The following is a 21,140-nucleotide window of genomic DNA, read 5'->3' as shown; positions in this document are numbered from 1 at the left end:
GGTGCGAGGAGCGCAAGCGACGAGCCACGAAGGGCCGCTGCGCCTTCGACGAACTCCGGCGCCATCTCCGCCGAGGATCGCGACCGCTCAGTCGGTGGAGCTGTACGAGAGGTGTACGACGCCGTTGTCGAAGACGTCTGTGCCGACGAGCGTGAGAGGCAGATCGGCCAGACCGTCGAAGAGGCGGGCACCGCTCCCCAGGACCACGGGGTACACCAGCAGGTGCAGCTCGTCGATGAGCTTGTCGCGCAGCAACGCCCGCACGAGGGTGCCGCTCCCGCTGATGTAGAGGTCGCGATCCTTCTTAAGTTCGCGAATCCGGTCGGCGTCGTAGGCGCCGATGATCTCCGAGTTCTGCCAGGCAGCCGCGTCGTCGAGGGTCGAGGACACCACGTACTTGGTGGTGTCGTTGAAGAACGGCGCACCGGGATCGTCGTCGACCGTCCGGTGCGCCCAGGCCGGGGCAAACATCTCGAAGGTGTTGCGTCCGAGCAGTATTCCGGTGCAGTCGGACATGAAGGAACCGAGCAGCTCGCCCATCCCGTCGGCGAATCCATACGGCATCGTGAAGCTCGGGTCCTCGTAGCTGCCGTCGAGGGTGATGAACTCGTGGACGTGGATCTTTCCCATGGTGTGGCCTCTCGTCTCGTCGCGGTGAACGTCACGATGTCAGACCGTGGGGCGGCGGAAAAGTCATCGGCTTCGAGAAGGGTCGTGCCCTTGTCGGGCCCCTTCGAGGCTCGTCGCTATCGCTCCTCACACCTCAGGGAGCAATGGGGGTCGCTTCTTTCGGATTAGCGAGCGGAAGGGCTGAGCCCCATCCCGCCGGCTGAGCTTGTCGAAGCCCTCGCGTCTGGTAACTCTGGACCCACACATCGGCGATCGAAGGAGATCCATGGACGTCGCAGGCAAGGTGGCCATCGTCACGGGTGGCGGTGCGGGTATCGGCGCGGCGATCGCGCATGCGCTGGTCGATGCGGGCGCGAAGGTCGTCGTCACCGATCTCGACGAGTCCGGCGCCCTGGCCGTCGCCGACTCACTGGGGGATTCGACGACCGCGATCGGCGGTGACGCCTCATCCGACGAACACATCGACGCCGCGGTCCGGCTGGCGGAGAACACGTTCGGCCCGGTCGATCTCTACTTCGCCAATGCCGGCGTGGGTGTGGGTGGCGGTGTCGACACCGCCGAGGCGGTGTGGGATCTCACGCTGGACGTCAATCTCCGCGCCCACATCCGAGCAGCTCGGCGCCTCGTCCCGGACTGGGTGGAACGAGGGACCGGCTACTTCGTCAGCACGGCGTCGGCCGCGGGTCTGCTCACGCAGATCGGCAACGCCCCGTACTCGGTCACCAAGCACGCGGCGGTCGGCTTCGCGGAATGGCTCAACATCACCCACGGCGACGACGGCATCCGGGTGAGCTGCCTCTGCCCGATGGGCGTCGACACCAAACTGCTGCGGCCGGAAGGTGATTCCGCCACCGAGGAGCAACGACTGATGCAGCGCGCCGTGGAGACCGCGGGCACGGTGCTCACGCCCGGGGCGGTGGCCGCGATCGTGCTCGACGCCGTAGCCGACGAACGCTTCCTCATCCTCCCCCACCCCGAGGTCCTCGAGATGTACCGCCAGAAGGGCGCCGACTACGACCGGTGGCTCCGCGGGATGCGCCGGTACCAGAGCAGCCTGCGCTGACCCTCTCGCCGTGTCGCGCCGCTACTCGAAGTAGCGTCGCGGCACGTCGACGAGCATCGTCGTGATGTCGGCCTCGCTCACCCCGCGTTCCCGTAGCGCCGGCAACACCTCTTCACTGATGTGCCGATAGTTCCACTTCGGGAGTGCCTGCTTCTTGGCCTCGTGGTCGAACCAGTCGATGAAGCAGGCGGCGTCGTGCGCGAGGGCCATGCGGTCGGCATAGCCGCGCTTGCACAGTTCGGCGACCGTGTTCACGCGCTCGTCGAACGGCAGGAGGAGGTCGAGCCCGAAACGATCCATGCCGAGAACGGAACCGGCGTCGGCGAGTTTCATCAGGTAGTCGAGGTCGACGCTGTCTCCGGAGTGGCCGATGACGACCTTCGTCAGGTCGGCCCCTTCCTCGGCCAGGACCTTCTGGGCGACCAGTCCCGACTGACTGTGCGGATCGGTGTGCACGGTGATGGGCGCGCCGGTCTGGGCGCTGGTCTGTCCCACCGCGCGCATCACGCGCTCGACACCCGGTGTCAGTCCCTGGGATTCGATGGCGCACTTGAGGAAAGCCGCCCGCACACCGGTGTCCGCGATGCCCTCGGTGAGATCCTTAGTGAACAGGGTGACCAGCGGCTCCGGGACGTCGAAGAGCATTCCCGGTCCCGCGTAGTGGAATTGGAACGGGATGTCGTTGTAGGTGTACAACCCGGTCGCGACGACGATGTTGAGGTCGATCTGTTCGGCAATCCGCTGGATGCGTGGGATGTACCGGCCGAGACCGAGAACCGTCGGGTCGAGGATCGTGTCGATCCCGAGTTCCTTCAGTTCGGTCAGGTCGCGGATAGCTTCGGCGACCTTCTCGTCCTCGTCCCAATCGTCCTGATAGTTCTGCCGGAATTCCTCGTTGACGATGAAGACGTGCTCATGCACCAACACGTTCCCGAGGTCGGCGGAATCGATCGAGCCGGTTGCGGTCTGGACGGTGGCCATGAAACCTCCTCATCAGGAGGCCGCGTTACCTCCCGCTGGGCCGAACCCTAGTCGACGACCTGATGCGGCAGGCGGCTTTCGCCCGTCGTCGCCGCCGACCGCCTCGGCTCTGGCGGGACGGGCTTCAGGCAGCGCGTGGCGCGGTGAGTTTCTCCATGGTCCAGTAGGAGGTGCCGGCAACGACTGCCCCGGCGAGCCACGACAGATCGATCCCACCGAGGGCGACGGCGACGGGGCCCTGCAGTGCCGGCAGCATCCCGTACATGAACATCCAGGTCGCGGTGACACCGAGAGCGAGTGCGACGAGGGCGGTCGGCCGGACCATCGGCAGGACGCTGTCCGCCGGTGCGGCGAACAGACTCTCGGCGTCGATCTGTTGCCGAGCGATCAGGAACCAGTGCACGAGAACAACGCTGCCCCAAGGGCTCAACCAGCCGACGATCGACACCAGCCAGAAGTCGATGGTGGTAGCGAAGTCGCTGTTGAGCACGAAGTAGACGACGACCGCCATCGCCACGACGCCGATGATCAGGTTCAGCACGCGCCGGTCGACGCGGATGTCGAGCGCCTGCGTCGACACCGTGCACGTGTAGATGTTGAGGATGTTGGTCGCGAGCGGTCCGTGGATCACCAGCAACAGAACCGGCAGTGCGAGAACGCCGTAGGCGTCGACGATGATCTCACCCGGGTCGGCGGAGTCGCTCAATGTCGCCAGGGACGCACCCAGCACGCCGAGCCAGACGACCGGGATGAACTGCCCGAGTGCACTGGCGAGAAACAGCCTGCGCGACGGGACGTCCCGGGACACGAAGCGCGAGTAGTCGCCGGCGTAACCGATCCACGTCAGACCCCAGCCGATGCCGATCGCGGTCATCACCGCCGTGATCGCTCCGATGTGGGCCGATCCCGTGAGCCCCGGAGCGGTCGTCTGTCCCCAGTCGACGTCGAGGCCGACCCACGCGACGACGGTCATGACGAGCAGGATCGCGACCGTCGGAGGCACCGTCCATCGTTCGAACGCGGAGATCACCCGGTACCCGAACCACGCGATCGTCACCTGCATCCCCATGATGACCGCGGCCACGACGATCCGTGCGGCGTTGTTGTCGAGGTCCGGGTCGACGAGTCCCATCTCGCCGAGCAGCGCCATCACCAAGTCGAGAACGATCCAGGTGTTGACCGCGCACCAGCCCATGCAGACCAGGGCCTGGACGGCGGCGGGAACGTAGGCGCCGCGGCGTCCGAAGACGGCTCGCGACAGCACCATTCCGGTGACCCCGGTGCGCTGACCGATGACGACGAAGACGCCGAAGATGGTCATGCCGATGGCATTGCCGACGACGAGGACCGCCACCGTCTCCCACAGCCCGAGGCCCATCGTGACGCCGAGTGCACCCAGCACCCAGTTGATCGGCGCGATGTTCGCACCGGCCCAGATCCAGAACTGTCCGCGCACGTCATGGGTCTTCGCGGACTCGGGGATCAGTTCGAGTTCGGCCTCGGCCTGCGGGCCCGAATGGCCCGGTCCGGGTGCCGACGGGGTCGCGGCGTCGAGTGCGGTCATGGAGTCCGTCCAGGAAGTGTCGGCCCCCGATTGGGCGGGGTGCGTTCGGGCATGGCGCGCGACGATGCGCAGTGCATCCATGGTGGTCGCACCGCCCGTCGCGCGATACCTACAGAACGTTCGCACTCCTCGGGTACGGAACGGACAGAATGTCACACCTTCGGCGTTTCTCGCACAGCCAACTGGACTGTCCGGGCTTCTCGCGCTGACCGATCTGGAGGGCGATGCGTTGTTCGGCGGCGTCGGCGATGCGTAGCTGTTCTTAAGCCCGGTAGGCCAGGGCGACGTCGTGGTCGCGGCCGGTTTGGGCGTCGGCGGCCGCCGGGGTTGTGGCGCACGAGGGTTCCGAGGTCACGGCGGCATTGTCTGCAGGGGTGGCCCTGGGTGTCGGTGGGGATCGCGCAGCCGGGCAGGGCGCAGCGGGGGAAAAGTTCGGCGGTGATGGTCACGATGGTTCCTCGAGGTGGCGGGTGTGAGCGGGGCCGGGGCGCTGGGCCGCGACCGTGAGAGGTCGCGGCCCACCGCTGGACGGGGTCTAGTCGGGTGGCACGTCGACGGCATCGGTGTCCCCGGCGATGACCTTCTCGACGTCGGAGAGGGTGTACTCGTTCCGCAGGATCAGCTTGGAGAACGCCTCGACGGCCGAACGGTTCGTGATTGCTCCACAGTTTCGTCATTGATGACGAAATGACCTGATTTTCTCCAAGATTCGCCGATAACCTACGTTATGACATAATTCCCGCTAGTGTTCTGAGTCATTAATTCGTGTGCAGTAGTGGGCGATGGAGTCGAGGATCTGGTCAGCGGTCTTGACCCACACGTAGGGGCGGGGGTTGTCGTTCCAGGTCTCGATCCATGCTCTGATGTCGGCGTTGAGCGCTCTCACGGTGCGGTGGGTGGAGCGTTGGAGCTTCTTGGTGGTCAGTTCGGCGAACCAGCGTTCGACGAGGTTCATCCAGGATGAGCTCGTCGGGGTGAAGTGGACAACGAATCGTGGGTGCGAGGTCAGCCATCGTTTGACCGCGGGCGTCTTGTGGGTAGAGGCGTTGTCCATGACCAGGTGGACGTCGAGCTCGTCGGGCACCTCGGCGTCGATCTTGCGGAGAAACCCGATGAATTCTGTTGCCCGATGCCGTGAGTGAAGCGAACCGATCACTTTTCCCGACGCGATGTCCAACGCCGCGTACAGACTGGAGGTGCCGTTGCGCACATAGTCGTGGCTGGCCCGTTGCGGGGTGCCCGGGAGCATGGGAAAGATCGGCTGGGTGAATCACCCTAGGGTTTTGTGCCGCCTCCAGTGTGGGCTGGTCCTCGGGGCCGAGGCCAGCGTAGTGGAGCGTTTCGAACTCGGTCGGGGGAATCTGGCCGATACTCGAGTGCAGCCTGCTGTTGTTGTACCAGTCGACCCAACCAGCGGTCGCGAACTCGACGTCGGAGATCGTCCGGTACGGGCCGGAGTGGAAGATCGTGGTCCGGATGCACTCGGTCTTGTACAGCCCGTTCACCGACTCGGCCAGAGCGTTGTCGTAGGCGTCTCCGACCGACCCGATCGACGCGGCGATGTCTTCGAGCCGCAGCCGCTCAGTCAGTGTAACCGATGTGTACTGGGCGCGTTCAATCGGTCGATGCAACACTGGGTTGTTGTAGCGAGTGTAGTTGTTCGCCAAAGACTTCGGCGGGAGTTTTCCATCCAAGGACTTTTCTAGGACGGTTGTTGAGGGTGTAGGCGATGGCCTCGAGGTCCTCAGCTGACCACCGCGACAGATCAGTTCCCTTAGGAAAATATTGGCGCAGAACACCATTGGTGTTCTCGTTGGATGGTCGCTGCCACGGTGAGTGCGGATCGGCGAAGAACACCTGCGTTCCGGTGTCCATCGCGAACTGGGCGTGAGCGGACAGTTCCTTGCCGCGATCCCACGTCAACGTTTTGCGCAACTGCTGCGGCAGCGCGGCGATCGACGCTGTCAGTCCTGCATTCATCGCGATGGCACCGTAGCCACCGAGTGCGGGCCCGTTCTTCACAGGCGGCTGCTCACCCCAGCCCTGCTGGCGTGGCAGATGCACCAGAAGTGTTGCACGACTACGACGTTCAACGATCGTGCCGATCGCCGATCTCCCAGTTCCGATAATCAGATCACCCTCCCAGTGCCCGGGGACGGCACGGTCCTCGGCCTCGGCAGGGCGCTGACTGAACACGACATCGGAGGTGACGTGACCCTGCGGCTTGTTGCGCGAGCGGGCCCGCGGCTCCCTCAGTGCACGTCCGGTGCGCAGGCACGCGACCAGCTCACGTTTGAGCGCGCCGCGGCCCTCGATGAACAGGGACTGGTAGATCGCCTCGTGACTGATACGCATGGATTCATCATCGGGGAAGTCGACCTTCAAACGCTGGGAGATCTGCTCTGGACTCCACGCCAGCGACCACCGCCGGTTGGCCCGGTGCGGTTTGTTAAGCCCCTTCCATGGCGGTGGCGTGGGGCCCGCAGCGATCGTGCCATCGGGACGGCGGACAACGCCGGCCAGGCGGTCCTGTACGTACTCCCGCAACTCGACGTGGGCCACGAGCTTCGCTGTTTTCGGGCGCTTGGCGGCCTGCTGGGCTTTCCACTGCGCCACCAACGCCCGATACTCGAGCTTCCCGCTCCTGGTTGCGGCGTTGCGCCGTAGCTCACGCGAGATCGTGGCCGGACTCCGCCCGATCCACCGTGCGATCTCACGCACCCCACGATCCTGGGCGCGTAGCAGCGCGATCTCTTCCCGTTCGGCGAAGGATAGATAGCGGCCCGAAGGCTCATCCAGACTCAGCGGCCTCATGCCGCCAGCGTGGCGGAACCAGCGTGTACCCACCGGCACCGACACACCGACAGCGATCGATGCCTGTGCCGTGCTCACCCCCGTCGCGACCACCCGCCAAAACTCACGTTGCACCTGCCGCGACGGCTCCGGCCGCCCCGGCGATCGCATCGCCGGCCGAAGTGCACGATCAGCACGCCACTGCCGACGAACACCTACCGCCACATCGCTGGTCCTCCGACTCCAGTCCGCCGTAGCCACCGCAAACACCTCCATGATCATGGTGTTGCGACGACCAGTTGAATCCGCCCTGACTTCCAGCATCCGAATGATGAATCAGCTCAGCAGCTTTCACCGGATGACCCTCTCGTTTCCGCTGCCACAGCGCCATCCGAAGCGGGACCGTCACCAGCTCCACCGTCTTCGACGTCGAGGCGTGCCACGCCACGATCCGACGTGAGAACACGTCGATGATGAACACCACGTACACCCACCCCGCCCACGTCCGGCAGTAGGTGAAATCGGTCACCCACACCCGGTTCGGCTCGACGGCACTGAACTGTCGATTCACCAGATCCTCCGCACGTACACCATCAGCGGACCGCACGGTCGTACGGACTCCCTTGGACCTTCGAATCCCGTTGTGGCCTAGCACTTTCATCGCTCGATCAACGGCGCCATAGGACACCCCGGGCAGTGTTGTCCGATGCAGATGGGCGCGCATCTTCACCCGCCCGTAGAGGCCCTCCGGAGTCATCTTCCGCCGGCCGTCGTCATCGGTGCGCCAGACCACGGTGCGCACCGCATCGACGACGTGGGCATCGGAGACGGTCCGAGCGGCAGGCGTGCGTGTTCGCGATGCCCGGTAGGTTCGTGCGGCAATCATGCAGCCCTGCTCACGCAAGACCCGACAGATCGACTCGACCGCAAAACCGTTGGCGCGCATCTGATCTATGAACGCCACGATCATCGGTTGCGGCGGTCGAGTTCCCCCGCGAAGAAAGTCGTCGCCGCTTTCAAAATGGCAACGTCCTCTCGCAATTGCTTGTTCTCCGCCTTGAGTCGCTTGATCTCAGCGGACTCCTTCGACGTGGTCCCCGACCGGGCGCCGGCATCGACCTGGGCCTGCACGGCCCACCGACGTACCGTCTCCCCACCGACACCGACCTGCTTGGCGATCGCCTCTGCCGCGGCAGTCAACGACGTGTACTCGCCGCCGTGCGCCTCCAGCAAACGCAAGGCCCTCGAACGGACCTCCGGATCGATCTTCTTAGGCATGTGCTCATCCTTCCTGACTCAGAAGGAAGCGGCATCAAACCAGGGGTGATTCACGGACCTTCTCGGTGAACAAGGGATCTCTCGACAGCTTCCACGAATCCTGTTTGTGCGGAGCCAATCCGAACGCCCGCCACACACGCGACACGGTTGACTGTGACATGTCGAGATGCTCGGCCATCGCCCGCGTCGACCAGTGTGTCGCATTCTTCGGAGTGGTCTCGAGAGTCGCGGTGATCAAGTTTTTGATCTGCTCGTCGTCGACGGTGCGAGGTCGCCCAGGCCGGGGTTCGTCGAGCAACCCCTCGCAGCGGTGCTCGACGAACCGGCCTCGCCAGCGCCGCACGGTACTGCGATTGAGGCCGAGTCGTTGTGCCACTTCAGTATTCGAACCGCCATCAGCGGCGGCGAGAACGATTCGTGAGCGCATCGCCAAACCCGAGGCCGTCGTTCGCCGACGCGCCCACCCTTCGAGCTCACGGCGCTCGTCATCAGTCAGAACAATATCCACTGCTCGCGGACCCCGGGTTGCCATTCCCTAGCCTAACAACCGAACGGAAATTAATGACTCAGGACACTAGATCCGCAGCAACTAACGATTTTCTTTCCGGTGCATACTATAAGAAGATCGCTCAGACCCTTGAACGCGGAAAGTTTGATCTTCTTTTCCTTCCGGATGCTCTCGCAGTCGAGGACAGCTACGGCCATGATCTGCAAACAGGCGTCGGACTGGGCGGCCAGGGCGCGATCGCACTCGAGCCCGCCACGGTGGTGGCGACGATGGCCGCCGTGACCGACCGGTTGGGACTTGGAGCCACCATCTCCACCACGTATTACCCGCCGTTTCACGTCGCCCGTATCCTGGCAACGCTGGATAACCTGTCCGACGGGCGGGTGTCGTGGAACATCGTGACATCGCTGAACGATTCAGAGGCAAAGAACTTCGGAATCGATGCTCATCTTGAACACGACACCCGTTACGACCGCGCGGACGAGTTCGTCGAGGTCGTACGTAAGCTGTGGAACTCGTGGGACGATGATGCGCTGCTGTTGGACAAGATCTGCGGCCGGTTCGCTGATCCTAAGAAAGTTCATTACGTCGATCACCGTGGTGACTGGTTCGACGTGCGCGGCCCCCTGCAAATCCCCCCTTCAAGTCAGCGCGAGCCAGTACTCCTCCAGGCCGGATTGTCGCCTCGCGGTAGACGTTTCGCGGGCCAGTGGGCCGACGCCGTGTTCAGCATCTCGCCGACGCTGGAGATGATGCAGCGCACGTACCAGGACATCAAGGGGCAAGTGAGTGCCGCGGGTCGCAACCCCGACGCCACGAAGGTTTTCACAGCTGTCATGCCCATACTTGGGGAGACCGAGGCGATCGCACGCGATCGCCTCGAATACATCAACGGTCTCGTCCACCCCGAGGTCGGTCTGTCGACGTTGTCGAGTCATAGTGGAATCGACTTGTCCGCCTTCCCCCTAGACGCGAAGTACTCCGACATCGTCGCGAGCTTGGGGGACGCGCACATCCCCACCATGCTCCACATGTTCTCCACGGTTGCGAGCGACGGCGAGGATCTGACACTGGCCGACCTTGGAAAGCGTTATGGCACGAACGTGGGTTTTGTCCCGCAGTGGGGAGGAACGCCCACCCAGATCGCCGACAGACTGGTCGAGTACTTCGATGCGAGAGCGGCTGATGGGTTCATCATCTCCGCCGCCTATCTGCCCGGCGTTTACGAGGACTTTGTCGACCAGGTGGTGCCGCTGTTGCAAGAACGTGGGGTATTCCGCGACGAGTATGAGGGATCAACGCTGCGCGACCACCTCGGCCTGGAACTGCCAAGCGGGGCGGCGGCGCTGTGACCGACACCAGCTCAGCGGTCCACACCCTCGCGTACAGCAACTGCCCTGTTCCCAACGCCCTGCTGGTTGGCCGCGAGTCGCAGTTGCTCGCCGAGGCTGGCATCAATCTGGACGTGCTGGGAGGGCCGCTGGGCTCCTTGCACTTCACCTACGATCATCCCGCTTACACCCGATTCGGCGGAGAGATCCCGCCGTTGGTGAGTGAGGGCCTGCGTGCACCGGGTCGCACACGCCTCCTGGGCGTCACCCTGTTCGAGGGAAAGCTGGGCTTTTACGCGGCCGACCCCACCCTGACCGCACCGGAGCAACTGGCGGGGCATCGTGTCGGCGTATCCGCATCGGCAATCCGGATCCTGCGCGGCGACCTTGGTGACTACCGACAGCTCGACCCGTGGCGCCAGACTCTCGTCGCACTGGGCACTTGGGAGGCGCGAGCCCTGCAGCACACCCTTCGTCACTCCGGCGTAACAGTAAACGATATCGAGCTCGTACCCATTGAGACGGCGGGAGTCGACTTACCGCAGGACCGACTCAGCGCATCGGCATCAGTGAACGGTTCGGACCTCTTTCCCGCCGTCGGGGCCCATCAGGCACAAGTCTTTGCCGGGGGGACGGTCGATGCGCTATTCAGCTGGCTTCCGTGGTCCGCGGAGTTCGAAGACCTCACCGGTGTTAGACCGCTGCGTGACCTGAGCTTGGACAGGACAAGCCACTACGCCAGCGTTTGGACAATCAGCGCGCAACTCGTCGATAAGAACCCGTCACTCGTGCAGCATCTGGTGGATACGGTGGTCCGGGCAGGCTCCTGGGCGCGCGATCATCTGACCGAGACAGTCGCGATTCATGCCCGCAACCTCGGTGTTAGCGAGACTGCGGTGACACGCGGTTTCGGCGAGCACTTCACCGACAACTTAGTACCCACCCTCGACCACGATGCGCTCACTGTCCTTGCTGCGACACAGCGGTACCTGGTCGACCACGATCTGGTGGATAAGGCGATCGACCTGACTGATTGGTCGGCCCCGGAATTTCTGCAGACGAGCCTGCGTACATGCGCGGCCGGCACATCAGCGATTGGAGAATACGAATGACAGTCACCGACGACACGGCGGCGGCCACCGACCGGCGGGCGGGCGATCCTCTCGCGGTGGCTCGAGACCTTGCTGCAAGCTGGCGGGAGGGAATCGTCGAACGGGATCGCGATGGGGGGCCAGCCACCCGTGAGAAAGAGGACTTACGCCTAAGTGGTCTGCTGGCGCTCGCGGTACCCGAGGAGCACGGTGGTTGGGGCGCAGATTGGCCGACGGTCTGAACCGCCCCGGGTCTGTCGGAGGCTCTCGAACCTGTGAAGGATGGAGAGCATGGCAGCACCACGCAAGTACAGTGAGGAACTCAAGGACCGGGCCACCCGGATGGCATGTGAAGCGCGACGAGATCCCGATTCGTCGAGAGGTGCGATCAAGCGGATCGCCGATCAGCTCGGAGTCCATCCCGAGGCGTTGCGCAATTGGGTTCGTCAGGCCGAGATCGACGGCGGGGTCCGCCCGGGCACCACGAGTGAGGACGCTGACCGCATCGCGGCGTTGGAGCGGGAGAACCGTGAACTGCGGCGAGCGAACACGATCTTGAAGCAGGCTTCGGCTTTCTTTGCGGCGGAGATCGACCGCCCACAGCGCTGATCGTGGAGTTCGTCGCGGCTCACCGCGATGAACACGGAGTCGATCCGATCTGTGCGGCATTGCGCGATACGTCCGCCCAGATCGCTCCGTCCACGGTACGAGCCCACCTGAGCCCCCAGAAGACCGAGGCGCCTCGTGTGGTGCGTGACCGGGAGCTCCTTACCCAGGTCCGCGCGGTGCATGCCGACAACCTCGGCGTCTACGGTGCCCGCAAGGTGCATGCCCAATTGCGCAGACAGGGCCATAGTGCTGCCCGCTGCACCGTCGAGCGATTGATGAAAGCCGATGGGCTGCAAGGGATAGCGAGACTCAAGACACGCAAGACCACGCGCAGCGAGGGAGCTGAAACACCCCGGCCGGCTGACCGGGTCAACCGTCAGTTCACCGCGGCGGCACCGAACGCGTTGTGGGTGGCGGACCTGACCTACATCCGCACCCACTCGGGCTGGGTGTACGCGGCGTTCGTCCTGGACGTGTTCTCGCGGATGGTCGTCGGCTGGCAGGTCTCGACCACCATGCACACCGACCTCGCCCTCGACGCCCTGAACATGGGATTGTGGGCACGGTCGCGTGCCGGCCACGACGTGGCCGGGCTGATCCACCACTCCGACCGCGGAGTGCAAGGCGGATTCAACTGGTCGTCGCAACACCATGATCATGGAGGTGTTTGCGGTGGCTACGGCGGACTGGAGTCGGAGGACCAGCGATGTGGCGGTAGGTGTTCGTCGGCAGTGGCGTGCTGATCGTGCACTTCGGCCGGCGATGCGATCGCCGGGGCGGCCGGAGCCGTCGCGGCAGGTGCAACGTGAGTTTTGGCGGGTGGTCGCGACGGGGGTGAGCACGGCACAGGCATCGATCGCTGTCGGTGTGTCGGTGCCGGTGGGTACACGCTGGTTCCGCCACGCTGGCGGCATGAGGCCGCTGAGTCTGGATGAGCCTTCGGGCCGCTATCTATCCTTCGCCGAACGGGAAGAGATCGCGCTGCTACGCGCCCAGGATCGTGGGGTGCGTGAGATCGCACGGTGGATCGGGCGGAGTCCGGCCACGATCTCGCGTGAGCTACGGCGCAACGCCGCAACCAGGAGCGGGAAGCTCGAGTATCGGGCGTTGGTGGCGCAGTGGAAAGCCCAGCAGGCCGCCAAGCGCCCGAAAACAGCGAAGCTCGTGGCCCACGTCGAGTTGCGGGAGTACGTACAGGACCGCCTGGCCGGCGTTGTCCGCCGTCCCGATGGCACGATCGCTGCGGGCCCCACGCCACCGCCATGGAAGGGGCTTAACAAACCGCACCGGGCCAACCGGCGGTGGTCGCTGGCGTGGAGTCCAGAGCAGATCTCCCAGCGTTTGAAGGTCGACTTCCCCGATGATGAATCCATGCGTATCAGTCACGAGGCGATCTACCAGTCCCTGTTCATCGAGGGCCGCGGCGCGCTCAAACGTGAGCTGGTCGCGTGCCTGCGCACCGGACGTGCACTGAGGGAGCCGCGGGCCCGCTCGCGCAACAAGCCGCAGGGTCACGTCACCTCCGATGTCGTGTTCAGTCAGCGCCCTGCCGAGGCCGAGGACCGTGCCGTCCCCGGGCACTGGGAGGGTGATCTGATTATCGGAACTGGGAGATCGGCGATCGGCACGATCGTTGAACGTCGTAGTCGTGCAACACTTCTGGTGCATCTGCCACGCCAGCAGGGCTGGGGTGAGCAGCCGCCTGTGAAGAACGGGCCCGCACTCGGTGGCTACGGTGCCATCGCGATGAATGCAGGACTGACAGCGTCGATCGCCGCGCTGCCGCAGCAGTTGCGCAAAACGTTGACGTGGGATCGCGGCAAGGAACTGTCCGCTCACGCCCAGTTCGCGATGGACACCGGAACGCAGGTGTTCTTCGCCGATCCGCACTCACCGTGGCAGCGACCATCCAACGAGAACACCAATGGTGTTCTGCGCCAATATTTTCCTAAGGGAACTGATCTGTCGCGGTGGTCAGCTGAGGACCTCGAGGCCATCGCCTACACCCTCAACAACCGTCCTAGAAAAGTCCTTGGATGGAAAACTCCCGCCGAAGTCTTTGGCGAACAACTACACTCGCTACAACAACCCAGTGTTGCATCGACCGATTGAACGCGCCCAATACCGAGCCATCCGCTACACCGAACGACTGGCCGAAGCCGAAGCGGTGACATCTGTTGGCTCCAAGGGGGATTCATACGACAACGCGATGGCTGAGGCGTTCAACTCGCTGTTCAAAGCCGAATGCATCCGTAACCCCGTGATGCGCCCGCGAGGCGGCTGGGCAGGTGTGGGCGAGGTCGAGATCGCCGTCGCTGAGTACGTCGAATGGTTCAACCACCGCCGCCTGCACGGCGAGATCGGACACGTCCCACCCGTCGAGTACGAGAGCGCCTACTGGTCGACCCACACCGTCACCAGCTACCGTGAGAACCCGGTCCCCGCAAACGCTGGAACCAACTAACCGAGCCTCCAGCAAACCCGGGGCGATTCAGTCTTCGCAGTAATCCGCGAGATTGCCAAGGTCGACGGCTCGCTTGGCCACCTCTACGGATACCACCTCGTGTGTGCAGCCTTCATCGAACTCCTCGGCTCGCCGGAGCAGCGCGACGCCACTTACCGCCGCGTGGCGCAGGGTTCCTGGACGGGGAACGCGTTGAGCGAGAACAACAGTCACATTCTCGACTGGAAGGTGCGTGCAACCCCACGCGACGACGGTGGTTACGTGCTGAACGGGACCAAGCATTTCTGTAGCGGGGCGCTCGGATCCGATCTGCTTCTGGTGTTTGGCGTGGCGCAGGATGATGACTCACCCGAGCGGTCGGGAATTATCACAGCGGTCATACCCACCGACCGAGGGGGAGTGCGTCCCAACAATGACTGGAAAGCCCTGGGGATGCGGCGGACCGACAGCGGTACAACGGACTTCAAAGATGTTCAAGTGCTTCCGCACGAGGTGTTGGGGGCTCCGAACAGCGTGATCACCGACTTTTTCGGCTATAGGCGCGCCAGCCTATTCGGCCCGTTGGTGCAACTGATCTTCTCGCACGTCTACATAGGAATTGCCGCCGAAGCGCTGGACTCCGCTCGCGAATACACGCTGGAGCACGCACGGCCATGGACCCCTGCGGGGGTTTCTGAGGCCACGCAGGATCCATACGTAGTTCGGACCTTTGGAGAGCTTGCGATTAAACTACAAGGCGCTGACGCGGCGGCCCGCGATGCGTCGCACGCGGTGCAGCGGATCTGGGAGAAGGGTGATGCTTTGGCACCCGCCGATCGGGCCTCGCTGATGGTTCAGGTGTCGGGGGTGAAGGTCTTGGCCACCGAGGCGGGTCTGTCTATAGGCAGCCGGATCTTCGAGGTCATCGGGGCGCGTGGGACACACCCGCGTTTGGGGCTGGACCGGTTCTGGCGCAACATCCGGACGCACAGCCTGCATGACCCGGTGGCCTACAAGATTGCCGACGTCGGCCAGTACTTCTAGAACGACCGTGATCCCGTCCCAGGCTTTACATCCTGACAAGTTCGACAACACACATCGGCGATCCCCCCACCAGGTCGCGGGCGGAAGCGACATCGGCGGTGGTGCCACGAAGTTCCTGGACAAGCTCGTCGTAGCGTGCACGCACCGTCGGGGTGAGGCCGCCACGGTTCTCCATGGCGATAAACGCCGTTGTCTTGGCGCCTTTCTCCCCGAACGCCGTGCCCATCCGGTCGAATGACTGAAACGACGGCACTCCCGCAGGGATCGGGTCGACCGACTGCTGCCGCACGACTGTCTCCAGCTGCGGGAACGCTCGTGACCGCCTCGACGGTGACAGCCTCCACTCCCCCGCTGCGCAGCAACACCGCCGTGGCGTCGAGCAGACGGTTCCGGGAACGAACCCGCCGCGGATCGACGTCGTCGAGGCCATTGATGCTCACCGCCACCAGGTCTCCTCACGCTGTTGGTCCAGCGTGGATGTGGCATTCTACCAACGATACCGTTGGTAGTGGTCTGCTACCGGCACGAGCATCGATTCGAGGACTGTGATGTCAGCACCCACCAAACTGCCCGCACACTCCCCATCGTGCATGGGCTGCGGGCCGGAGAATGCCAGCGGCCTGCAGCTCGAGGTGTACCGCGACGGCGACCGCGTTTTTGCCGATCACTCTTTCACCACCAAGCATTCCGGTGGACCAGGTTTGGCGCACGGAGGCGCTATCTCGGCCGCGTGCGACGACATCATGGGATTCACGCTGTGGATCGCCGGCACCCCGGCCGTCACGCGCACGTTGACCGTCAAGTACCGCCGACCGGTACCCCTCCACGTACCAGTACGTCTTACGGCGTGCATCGACGAGGACGCCGATCACATCCTGCACATCGGGGCGAGCGGGACTGTGGACGGCGAGACCTACTTTTCCGCCACCGGCGAGTTCGTGAAAGTCGATCTCATGCACTTCGCGCGCTACGCCGACACCTCCACGGTAGACAGCTTTTTCGTCAATCTTCTTCGCGCGGACTGACCTGCTCAGATGCCCGGCGCTGCCTGCCGATTCGCCGGTGCGCGGCGAAACCGCGTCGGGGAGCATCCGACCCACCGTGTGAACGCATGAGAGAAGCTGGCGGCGTCGGAGTACCCCAGTTCTGCGGCTATCTCGCCGACACCGATGCCCGGATCCAGCAGTCGCGCGGTGGCCCGTTCTTGGACGAACTGCTGCCGCAGGCGACGCAGGGTGGTGCCCTCGGCGTTCAGGCGTCGCTTGAGTGTGCTCACCGATATCGACAGCTCCGCCGCGATACGAGCACCGTCAGCGCGGGCAGGGTCGGCATCGAACTGTGCGCGGACCAGCTGCGTGTAGGAACTGGGCCTACGCTGTTCGTAGACGCGTCGAAGCTCGGCAATACCGATCCGGTAGGCCACGGGGTCGGAGAAACGGCACACGTCGTAGAGCACGGCAGCCGGTATGTGCACGAACGCCGCGGGCGCGTTGAAAACGATCCGATGGCCGATCTCACCCACGGCGATCAGGTCTGCCGGCGCCTGGCATGTCAGATGAAGCTCCACGGAGGGGACGGCACCGGCGAGCATGTCCACCAACCGCAGGACAGCCAGACCACCGTAGGTGACGGCGAAACAATCGGTGCCGGCGCTGTCGGTGCGCCCGGCCAGAGCGATCGTCAGTCCAGAATCTCCGTGCTGGAACTCGGTGCTCAGCGCGGTCGATATCAGGGGCAAGAACTGAAGCAGTTGAACAACTTCGACGACGGAACCCGCACTGACCAGCGGCAAACTGATGGGGCCGAACGAGGTGAGCTGAGCGTGCTCGGCGAACGCTACGCCCAACCGGAATCCCTGCTGGGAATCCATCGCCGGATACACCTCGTGAAACCACCGGACAGGCACTTGGCCCTGTCGCGCAATGACGACCGCGAGATCGACGCCCTCGCGGGCCATGATGCGTTCGAACGCTCGGGTCTCCGCCGCGCCCAAGGCGCCGCTGTCGAGGAGCTGGGCGAACGCCAGCGGCGGCATCCCCGACTCGACAAGGCTCATATGAGCCAAGTTAACAAGACATCGCGACGTCCGAACCTGGATCGACCACATTCGCCGCGCGCACACTCATCTCTACGACCCAGGAACAAGGAGGTGGCCATGGCCACGATCACCTACGTGACCCACGACGGCGAGGACTACCCCGCGCCGGTGATGCCCGGCAGGTCACTGATGCAGACCGCGGTCGACCAGGCGATACCGGGCATTGATGGCGACTGTGGCGGTGAGGCGGCATGCGGAACCTGCCACGTCGTCGTCGACAGCGCGTGGATCGACACCGTCGGCCACAGCACAGACGTCGAAGAAGGCATGTTGAGCATGCACCCCGAGCGTGAGGCCAACTCGCGGCTGTCGTGTCAGATGACCGCGCGCGAAGAGTGGGACGGGTTGACCGTTCACCTCCCCGAGTTCCAGTTGTGAAGTGAGAGAATGAGAGCGACTTTCAGATGAGCATTACCACCGCGATCGCCGAGAAGGCGCAGTCCATGATCCCGATCGATCTGCAGATCCGTGGCGCTCACGTCTATGACAAGACCCGCCGGATCGTCACCCGAACCGACGGCAAGAAAATCTTCACCGAGACCCCCATCCCGCCGGTCGAGGACGTCGAACTCACTGACATCGATCTGAGCAACCCATTTCTCTACCGACAGGGCATGTGGCGGTCCTACTTCGAGCGTGTGCGCAATGAGGCGCCCGTTCACTTCCAGCCCCGCAGTCCCTTCGGGCCGTTCTGGTCGGTCACTCGACATGCCGACATCATCGCTGTCGACAAAAACCATGAAGCGTTCTCCGCCGAACCGTTCATCATCATCGGTCGGCCCCCGCGTTTCATGGATATCGCGATGTTCATCGCCATGGACCCGCCGCGGCACGACAAGCAGCGCGCCGCCGTCCAGGGAGTCGTCGCACCGAAGAACCTGCGCGAGATGGAGGGCCTCATCCGGTCTCGCGTCCGGGAAGTCGTCGAGGAGCTACCGCTCGACGAACCGTTCGACTGGGTCCAGACCGTGTCGGTCGAACTGACCGCGCGGATGCTCGCGACATTGCTCGACTACCCCTACGAGCAGCGCCACAAACTCGTCCAGTGGTCGGATTTGGCCACGTCGATGGAGCAGGCCAACGGCGGACCATCGGACAACGACAAAGTTTTCCGCGAGATGGTCGCGATGGCACAGGGCTTGAGTGCGCTGTGGCGAGACAAGGCCGCGCGGACCGCGGCAGGCGAGGAGACCGGATTCGACCTCATCACCATGCTGCAGAGCAACGAGGACACCAAGAACCTTCTCGACAATAGCCCGATGGAGTTCCTCGGGAACCTCGTGCTGCTGATCGTCGGCGGCAACGACACCACCCGCAACTCGATGAGCGGCGGAGTGCTGGCTCTCAACGAGTTTCCCGAGCAGTTCGAGAAACTCAAAGCCAATCCGGATCTGATTCCCAATGCGGTGTCGGAGATTATCCGGTGGCAAACCCCGCTGGCATACATGCGTCGGGTCGCCAAGAAGGACGTGATGCTCAACGGTCAGTTCATCCGCGCAGGTGACAAAGTCGTCATGTGGTATGCCTCCGGCAACCGCGACGAGCGAGTGTTCGACCGCCCGGACGAGCTCATCATCGATCGGTCCAACGCTCGCAACCACATCGCGTTCGGTTTCGGTGTGCACCGTTGCATGGGAAACCGTTTGGCCGAATTGCAGTTGCGCATTCTCTGGGAAGAACTTCTCGAGCGCTTCGACGACATCGAGGTGGTCGGTGATCCGGAGTACGTGCAGTCCAACTTCGTTCGTGGGATCAGCAAGATGATGGTCCGTCTGACTCCCAAGCCGGAGACGTGAGTACTGATCGGGTCGTGATCGTCGGCGCAAGCCACGCGGGCGCACAGCTGGCGGCCAATTTGCGCAAGGAGAAGTGGGCTGGGGCCATCCTGCTGATCGGCGACGAGGGCCGCCTGCCGTATCAGCGGCCGCCGCTGTCCAAGGCATACCTGGCTGGCGATTGCCATCTCGACGATGTCGCGATTCGGAGCCGCCAGTTCTACGACAAGCAACGGATCGAGCTCGTCGACGGGACCGTGACCTCGATCGACCGTGCCGAACGAACCGTCACTCTTGGCAACAACGACGCGGTGTCCTACTCGAAGTTGGCCCTGTGCACCGGCGCTCGAGCTCGCGCACTGCCGGTCCCCGGCGCCGACCTGCCGGGCGTGCACTATCTGCGCACCGCCACCGATGTCGAGGCCATCCGCGCCGCCGCGGTCCCGGGTTCGCGGGTCGTCATTGTCGGCGGCGGGTACATCGGCCTGGAGACAGCGGCCTCGCTTCGAACCCTGGGTGTCGAGGTCACCGTCCTGGAGGCGGCAGGACGCGTACTCGAACGTGTCACGGCGCCCGTCGTGTCGGAATTCTTCGATCGAATTCACCGCGAGAAGGGTGTCGAGGTACGGACCGACGCAATGGTCGAAGGGTTCCGCGGCGACGAACGAGTCGACGGCGTTGTCCTGTCCGGGGGGGAGACGCTGGCCGCTGACCTGGTCATCGTCGGCGTCGGCGTCATTCCGAACACGGAGCTCGCAGCAGCTGCGGGCATCGACGTCGAAAACGGCATCCTCGTCGACGACCGCGCTCGTACCAGCGATCCTGACATCGTCGCAGCCGGCGACTGCGCCAACCACCGAATCGAGCGGTACGGGCGACGTGTTCGTCTCGAGTGCGTGTCCGCAACAACCGAGCACGCCAAGATCGCGGCGGCCACAATCTGCGACAACACAACCGGTCGCGCCGCACTGCCATGGTTCTGGTCCGACCAATACGACCTCAAACTCCAGATCGCCGGGCTCAACACCGGATACGACGAGGTGCTGGTCAGCGGCAACCCCGCCCATGGCCGCGACTTCACCTGCTACTACTTAACCGCCGGAGAACTGATTGCAGCTGACTGCGTCAACAGACCCGCTGACTTCGTGACCGCCAAGCGCGCCATTGCACAACGAGCGCCGATCGTCAGGTCCGAATTGATCGGAGCGGCCCCATGACCACATCACCGACAAATGCGGTCAGCCCGGCGGCGCTGACGGGTTCACGCTTCCTCGACATCGAGCACGCCACCGTCGCAACCTTCACACGCGAAGCCGTCGGCAACGCGACCACCGACAAAGACAAAGCCGGCCGCCTGTTCACCGCGGTGCGCGACGCCATCCGCTACGACCCGTACACCGTCTCCAACGACCCAGAGCACTACCGGGCCAGCCATGTAATCGAATCCGGGCGTGGATACTGCGTCCCCAAGGCCGTCGTGCTTACCGCCGCATTCCGCGCCGCCGGGATCCCAGCGCGGCTAGGCTTCGCCGACGTCCGTAATCACCTCCAAACGGGCGCCCTACGTGAGCTGATGGGAACCGACGTCTTCGTCTATCACGGGTACAGCCACGTCTACATAGACGGACGGTGGCTCAAGGCGACACCCGCGTTCAACTCGGAACTGTGCGCGCGGTTCGGAGTCGCCCCGATCGACTTCACCGGCGACAGCGACGCGTTGCTCCACGCTCACTCCGCGGACGGCTCAACACACATGGAGTACGTCCGCGAAAGAGGTGTGTACAACGACCTGCCTCTCGACAACATCCTGGTGGCTCTCAAAGAGGCCTATGGCCCTCTTATACTCACGCAGCGTGCGACGTCACTAGATGCATTCCACGCCTAACCCGGTCTGCCTCAGTCGTCGGCCCGGCAATCGACAATTTTCGTACC

The 21,140-nt window shown here is 63.9% G+C and carries 19 protein-coding genes, 6 pseudogenes and 1 other annotated feature; of the genes and pseudogenes, 14 read left to right on the top strand and 11 right to left on the bottom strand.

The features are described 5' to 3' along the window. Window positions 1-87: 87 nt before the first annotated feature. Entirely contained in the window at window positions 88-630 is a 543-nt protein-coding gene (locus BCM27_RS00695; RefSeq protein WP_004019701.1) for a dihydrofolate reductase family protein, read from the bottom strand. Between the two features lie 265 nt (window positions 631-895). Between BCM27_RS00695 and BCM27_RS00690 the strand changes: the two genes are divergently transcribed. Beyond that, window positions 896-1,693: an SDR family oxidoreductase gene (locus BCM27_RS00690; protein ID WP_004019702.1), complete on the top strand. Its 798-nt coding sequence runs from the start codon at window positions 896-898 to the stop codon at window positions 1,691-1,693. Between the two features lie 21 nt (window positions 1,694-1,714). On the opposite strand, the gene BCM27_RS00685 is transcribed toward BCM27_RS00690, so the two are convergent. Both BCM27_RS00685 and BCM27_RS00680 read right to left on the bottom strand, forming a co-directional pair. Then, window positions 1,715-2,674: a phosphotriesterase family protein gene (locus tag BCM27_RS00685; protein WP_004019703.1), complete on the bottom strand. Its 960-nt coding sequence runs from the start codon at window positions 2,672-2,674 to the stop codon at window positions 1,715-1,717. Window positions 2,675-2,798: 124 nt separating this feature from the next. Beyond that, on the bottom strand, window positions 2,799-4,238 hold the full coding sequence (locus BCM27_RS00680; protein ID WP_033206535.1) for a purine-cytosine permease family protein: 1,440 nt from the start codon (window positions 4,236-4,238) through the stop codon (window positions 2,799-2,801). Here BCM27_RS00680 and BCM27_RS25700 point away from each other — a divergent pair. Further along, window positions 4,237-4,494: a hypothetical protein gene (locus BCM27_RS25700; RefSeq protein ID WP_143953045.1), complete on the top strand. Its 258-nt coding sequence runs from the start codon at window positions 4,237-4,239 to the stop codon at window positions 4,492-4,494. The genes BCM27_RS00680 and BCM27_RS25700 overlap by 2 nt on opposite strands. Before the next feature lie 486 nt (window positions 4,495-4,980). Here BCM27_RS25700 and BCM27_RS00675 read toward each other — a convergent pair. From BCM27_RS00675 to BCM27_RS00655, 5 genes and pseudogenes are all read right to left on the bottom strand, one after another. Then, a pseudogene (locus tag BCM27_RS00675) lies at window positions 4,981-5,505 on the bottom strand (IS630 family transposase); the annotation flags it as partial. A 34-nt stretch (window positions 5,506-5,539) separates the two neighbouring features. After that, window positions 5,540-5,848 (bottom strand): annotated as a pseudogene (locus BCM27_RS25300) (integrase core domain-containing protein); the annotation flags it as partial. 4 nt (window positions 5,849-5,852) lie between these two features. Next, complete coding sequence (locus tag BCM27_RS00670) at window positions 5,853-7,307, bottom strand: IS30 family transposase (protein WP_078114170.1); 1,455 nt, start codon at window positions 7,305-7,307, stop codon at window positions 5,853-5,855. Window positions 7,308-7,335: 28 nt separating this feature from the next. Next, window positions 7,336-8,309 (bottom strand): annotated as a pseudogene (locus tag BCM27_RS26005) (IS3 family transposase); the annotation flags it as partial. 49 nt (window positions 8,310-8,358) lie between these two features. Beyond that, window positions 8,359-8,841: pseudogene (locus BCM27_RS00655) on the bottom strand (IS630 family transposase); the annotation flags it as partial. A 29-nt stretch (window positions 8,842-8,870) separates the two neighbouring features. Here BCM27_RS00655 and BCM27_RS00650 point away from each other — a divergent pair. The 7 genes from BCM27_RS00650 to BCM27_RS00620 all read left to right on the top strand — a co-directional run bounded on the left by BCM27_RS00650 (window position 8,871) and on the right by BCM27_RS00620 (window position 15,335). Beyond that, window positions 8,871-10,169 (top strand): LLM class flavin-dependent oxidoreductase, encoded by a 1,299-nt coding sequence (locus BCM27_RS00650; protein WP_068970850.1) that lies wholly within the window; start codon window positions 8,871-8,873, stop codon window positions 10,167-10,169. Beyond that, on the top strand, window positions 10,166-11,260 hold the full coding sequence (locus tag BCM27_RS00645; RefSeq protein ID WP_004022072.1) for a type 2 periplasmic-binding domain-containing protein: 1,095 nt from the start codon (window positions 10,166-10,168) through the stop codon (window positions 11,258-11,260). Before BCM27_RS00650 ends, BCM27_RS00645 begins: the two co-directional genes overlap by 4 nt. 270 nt (window positions 11,261-11,530) lie before the next feature. Then, complete coding sequence (locus tag BCM27_RS00640) at window positions 11,531-11,848, top strand: transposase (RefSeq protein WP_004022138.1); 318 nt, start codon at window positions 11,531-11,533, stop codon at window positions 11,846-11,848. After that, window positions 11,809-11,937 (top strand) — a sequence feature (AL1L pseudoknot). Its footprint overlaps the gene before it by 40 nt. Next, window positions 11,851-12,591 (top strand): IS3 family transposase, encoded by a 741-nt coding sequence (locus tag BCM27_RS00635; RefSeq protein ID WP_014928955.1) that lies wholly within the window; start codon window positions 11,851-11,853, stop codon window positions 12,589-12,591. (Overlaps the previous feature by 87 nt.) Beyond that, window positions 12,506-13,960, top strand: coding sequence for an IS30 family transposase (locus BCM27_RS00630; protein ID WP_078114170.1), 1,455 nt, complete (start codon window positions 12,506-12,508; stop codon window positions 13,958-13,960). The genes BCM27_RS00635 and BCM27_RS00630 overlap by 86 nt, the downstream gene beginning before the upstream one ends. Further along, complete coding sequence (locus tag BCM27_RS00625; RefSeq protein ID WP_282958935.1) at window positions 13,944-14,312, top strand: integrase core domain-containing protein; 369 nt, start codon at window positions 13,944-13,946, stop codon at window positions 14,310-14,312. Before BCM27_RS00630 ends, BCM27_RS00625 begins: the two co-directional genes overlap by 17 nt. Window positions 14,313-14,411: 99 nt before the next feature. Next, on the top strand, window positions 14,412-15,335 hold the full coding sequence (locus BCM27_RS00620) for an acyl-CoA dehydrogenase family protein (protein ID WP_014928945.1): 924 nt from the start codon (window positions 14,412-14,414) through the stop codon (window positions 15,333-15,335). Window positions 15,336-15,402: 67 nt separating this feature from the next. Here the strand turns inward: BCM27_RS00620 and BCM27_RS00615 are convergent. Both BCM27_RS00615 and BCM27_RS26000 read right to left on the bottom strand, forming a co-directional pair. Then, window positions 15,403-15,645, bottom strand: a pseudogene (locus BCM27_RS00615) (MMPL family transporter); the annotation flags it as partial. Window positions 15,646-15,649: 4 nt separating this feature from the next. Further along, window positions 15,650-15,775 (bottom strand): annotated as a pseudogene (locus tag BCM27_RS26000) (TetR family transcriptional regulator); the annotation flags it as partial. 108 nt (window positions 15,776-15,883) lie between these two features. Between BCM27_RS26000 and BCM27_RS00610 the strand changes: the two are divergent. Beyond that, on the top strand, window positions 15,884-16,360 hold the full coding sequence (locus BCM27_RS00610; protein WP_004020623.1) for a PaaI family thioesterase: 477 nt from the start codon (window positions 15,884-15,886) through the stop codon (window positions 16,358-16,360). Window positions 16,361-16,365: 5 nt separating this feature from the next. Here BCM27_RS00610 and BCM27_RS00605 read toward each other — a convergent pair whose 3' ends face one another. Further along, window positions 16,366-17,391 carry a helix-turn-helix domain-containing protein gene (locus tag BCM27_RS00605; RefSeq protein ID WP_004020622.1) on the bottom strand — a complete coding sequence of 342 codons (1,026 nt, stop codon included), beginning with the start codon at window positions 17,389-17,391 and terminating at the stop codon, window positions 16,366-16,368. 99 nt (window positions 17,392-17,490) lie between these two features. Here BCM27_RS00605 and BCM27_RS00600 point away from each other — a divergent pair, with 99 nt between their 5' ends. The 4 genes from BCM27_RS00600 to BCM27_RS00585 are packed head-to-tail and all read left to right on the top strand — an operon-like array spanning window position 17,491 to window position 21,093. Then, window positions 17,491-17,811: a 2Fe-2S iron-sulfur cluster-binding protein gene (locus tag BCM27_RS00600; RefSeq protein WP_004020621.1), complete on the top strand. Its 321-nt coding sequence runs from the start codon at window positions 17,491-17,493 to the stop codon at window positions 17,809-17,811. A 26-nt stretch (window positions 17,812-17,837) separates the two neighbouring features. After that, window positions 17,838-19,229, top strand: coding sequence for a cytochrome P450 (locus BCM27_RS00595; RefSeq protein ID WP_004020620.1), 1,392 nt, complete (start codon window positions 17,838-17,840; stop codon window positions 19,227-19,229). After that, the gene (locus BCM27_RS00590; RefSeq protein ID WP_014928948.1) at window positions 19,226-20,425 is read left to right on the top strand and encodes an NAD(P)/FAD-dependent oxidoreductase; all 1,200 of its coding nucleotides are present in this window, start codon (window positions 19,226-19,228) and stop codon (window positions 20,423-20,425) included. Before BCM27_RS00595 ends, BCM27_RS00590 begins: the two co-directional genes overlap by 4 nt. Then, entirely contained in the window at window positions 20,422-21,093 is a 672-nt protein-coding gene (locus BCM27_RS00585; protein ID WP_004020618.1) for a transglutaminase-like domain-containing protein, read from the top strand. The genes BCM27_RS00590 and BCM27_RS00585 overlap by 4 nt, the downstream gene beginning before the upstream one ends. The last annotated feature ends 47 nt before the right edge of the window (window positions 21,094-21,140 follow it).

Source organism: Gordonia terrae, assembly GCF_001698225.1.
Taxonomy (GTDB): domain Bacteria; phylum Actinomycetota; class Actinomycetes; order Mycobacteriales; family Mycobacteriaceae; genus Gordonia; species Gordonia terrae.
Note: the sequence above shows the minus strand (reverse complement) of the source record. Positions and strands in the feature narration are given on the sequence as shown.

Coding starts and splice junctions, on each gene's coding strand:
- BCM27_RS00630 (WP_078114170.1), top strand. CDS start 12,506: ATGGAGGTGTTTGCGGTGGCTACGGCGGACTGGAGTCGGAGGACCAGC.
- BCM27_RS00585 (WP_004020618.1), top strand. CDS start 20,422: ATGACCACATCACCGACAAATGCGGTCAGCCCGGCGGCGCTGACGGGT.
- BCM27_RS00605 (WP_004020622.1), bottom strand. CDS start 17,391: ATGAGCCTTGTCGAGTCGGGGATGCCGCCGCTGGCGTTCGCCCAGCTC.
- BCM27_RS00680 (WP_033206535.1), bottom strand. CDS start 4,238: ATGACCGCACTCGACGCCGCGACCCCGTCGGCACCCGGACCGGGCCAT.
- BCM27_RS00690 (WP_004019702.1), top strand. CDS start 896: ATGGACGTCGCAGGCAAGGTGGCCATCGTCACGGGTGGCGGTGCGGGT.
- BCM27_RS25700 (WP_143953045.1), top strand. CDS start 4,237: ATGGAGTCCGTCCAGGAAGTGTCGGCCCCCGATTGGGCGGGGTGCGTT.
- BCM27_RS00650 (WP_068970850.1), top strand. CDS start 8,871: ATGACTCAGGACACTAGATCCGCAGCAACTAACGATTTTCTTTCCGGT.
- BCM27_RS00640 (WP_004022138.1), top strand. CDS start 11,531: ATGGCAGCACCACGCAAGTACAGTGAGGAACTCAAGGACCGGGCCACC.
- BCM27_RS00595 (WP_004020620.1), top strand. CDS start 17,838: ATGAGCATTACCACCGCGATCGCCGAGAAGGCGCAGTCCATGATCCCG.
- BCM27_RS00670 (WP_078114170.1), bottom strand. CDS start 7,307: ATGGAGGTGTTTGCGGTGGCTACGGCGGACTGGAGTCGGAGGACCAGC.
- BCM27_RS00695 (WP_004019701.1), bottom strand. CDS start 630: ATGGGAAAGATCCACGTCCACGAGTTCATCACCCTCGACGGCAGCTAC.
- BCM27_RS00610 (WP_004020623.1), top strand. CDS start 15,884: ATGTCAGCACCCACCAAACTGCCCGCACACTCCCCATCGTGCATGGGC.
- BCM27_RS00685 (WP_004019703.1), bottom strand. CDS start 2,674: ATGGCCACCGTCCAGACCGCAACCGGCTCGATCGATTCCGCCGACCTC.
- BCM27_RS00600 (WP_004020621.1), top strand. CDS start 17,491: ATGGCCACGATCACCTACGTGACCCACGACGGCGAGGACTACCCCGCG.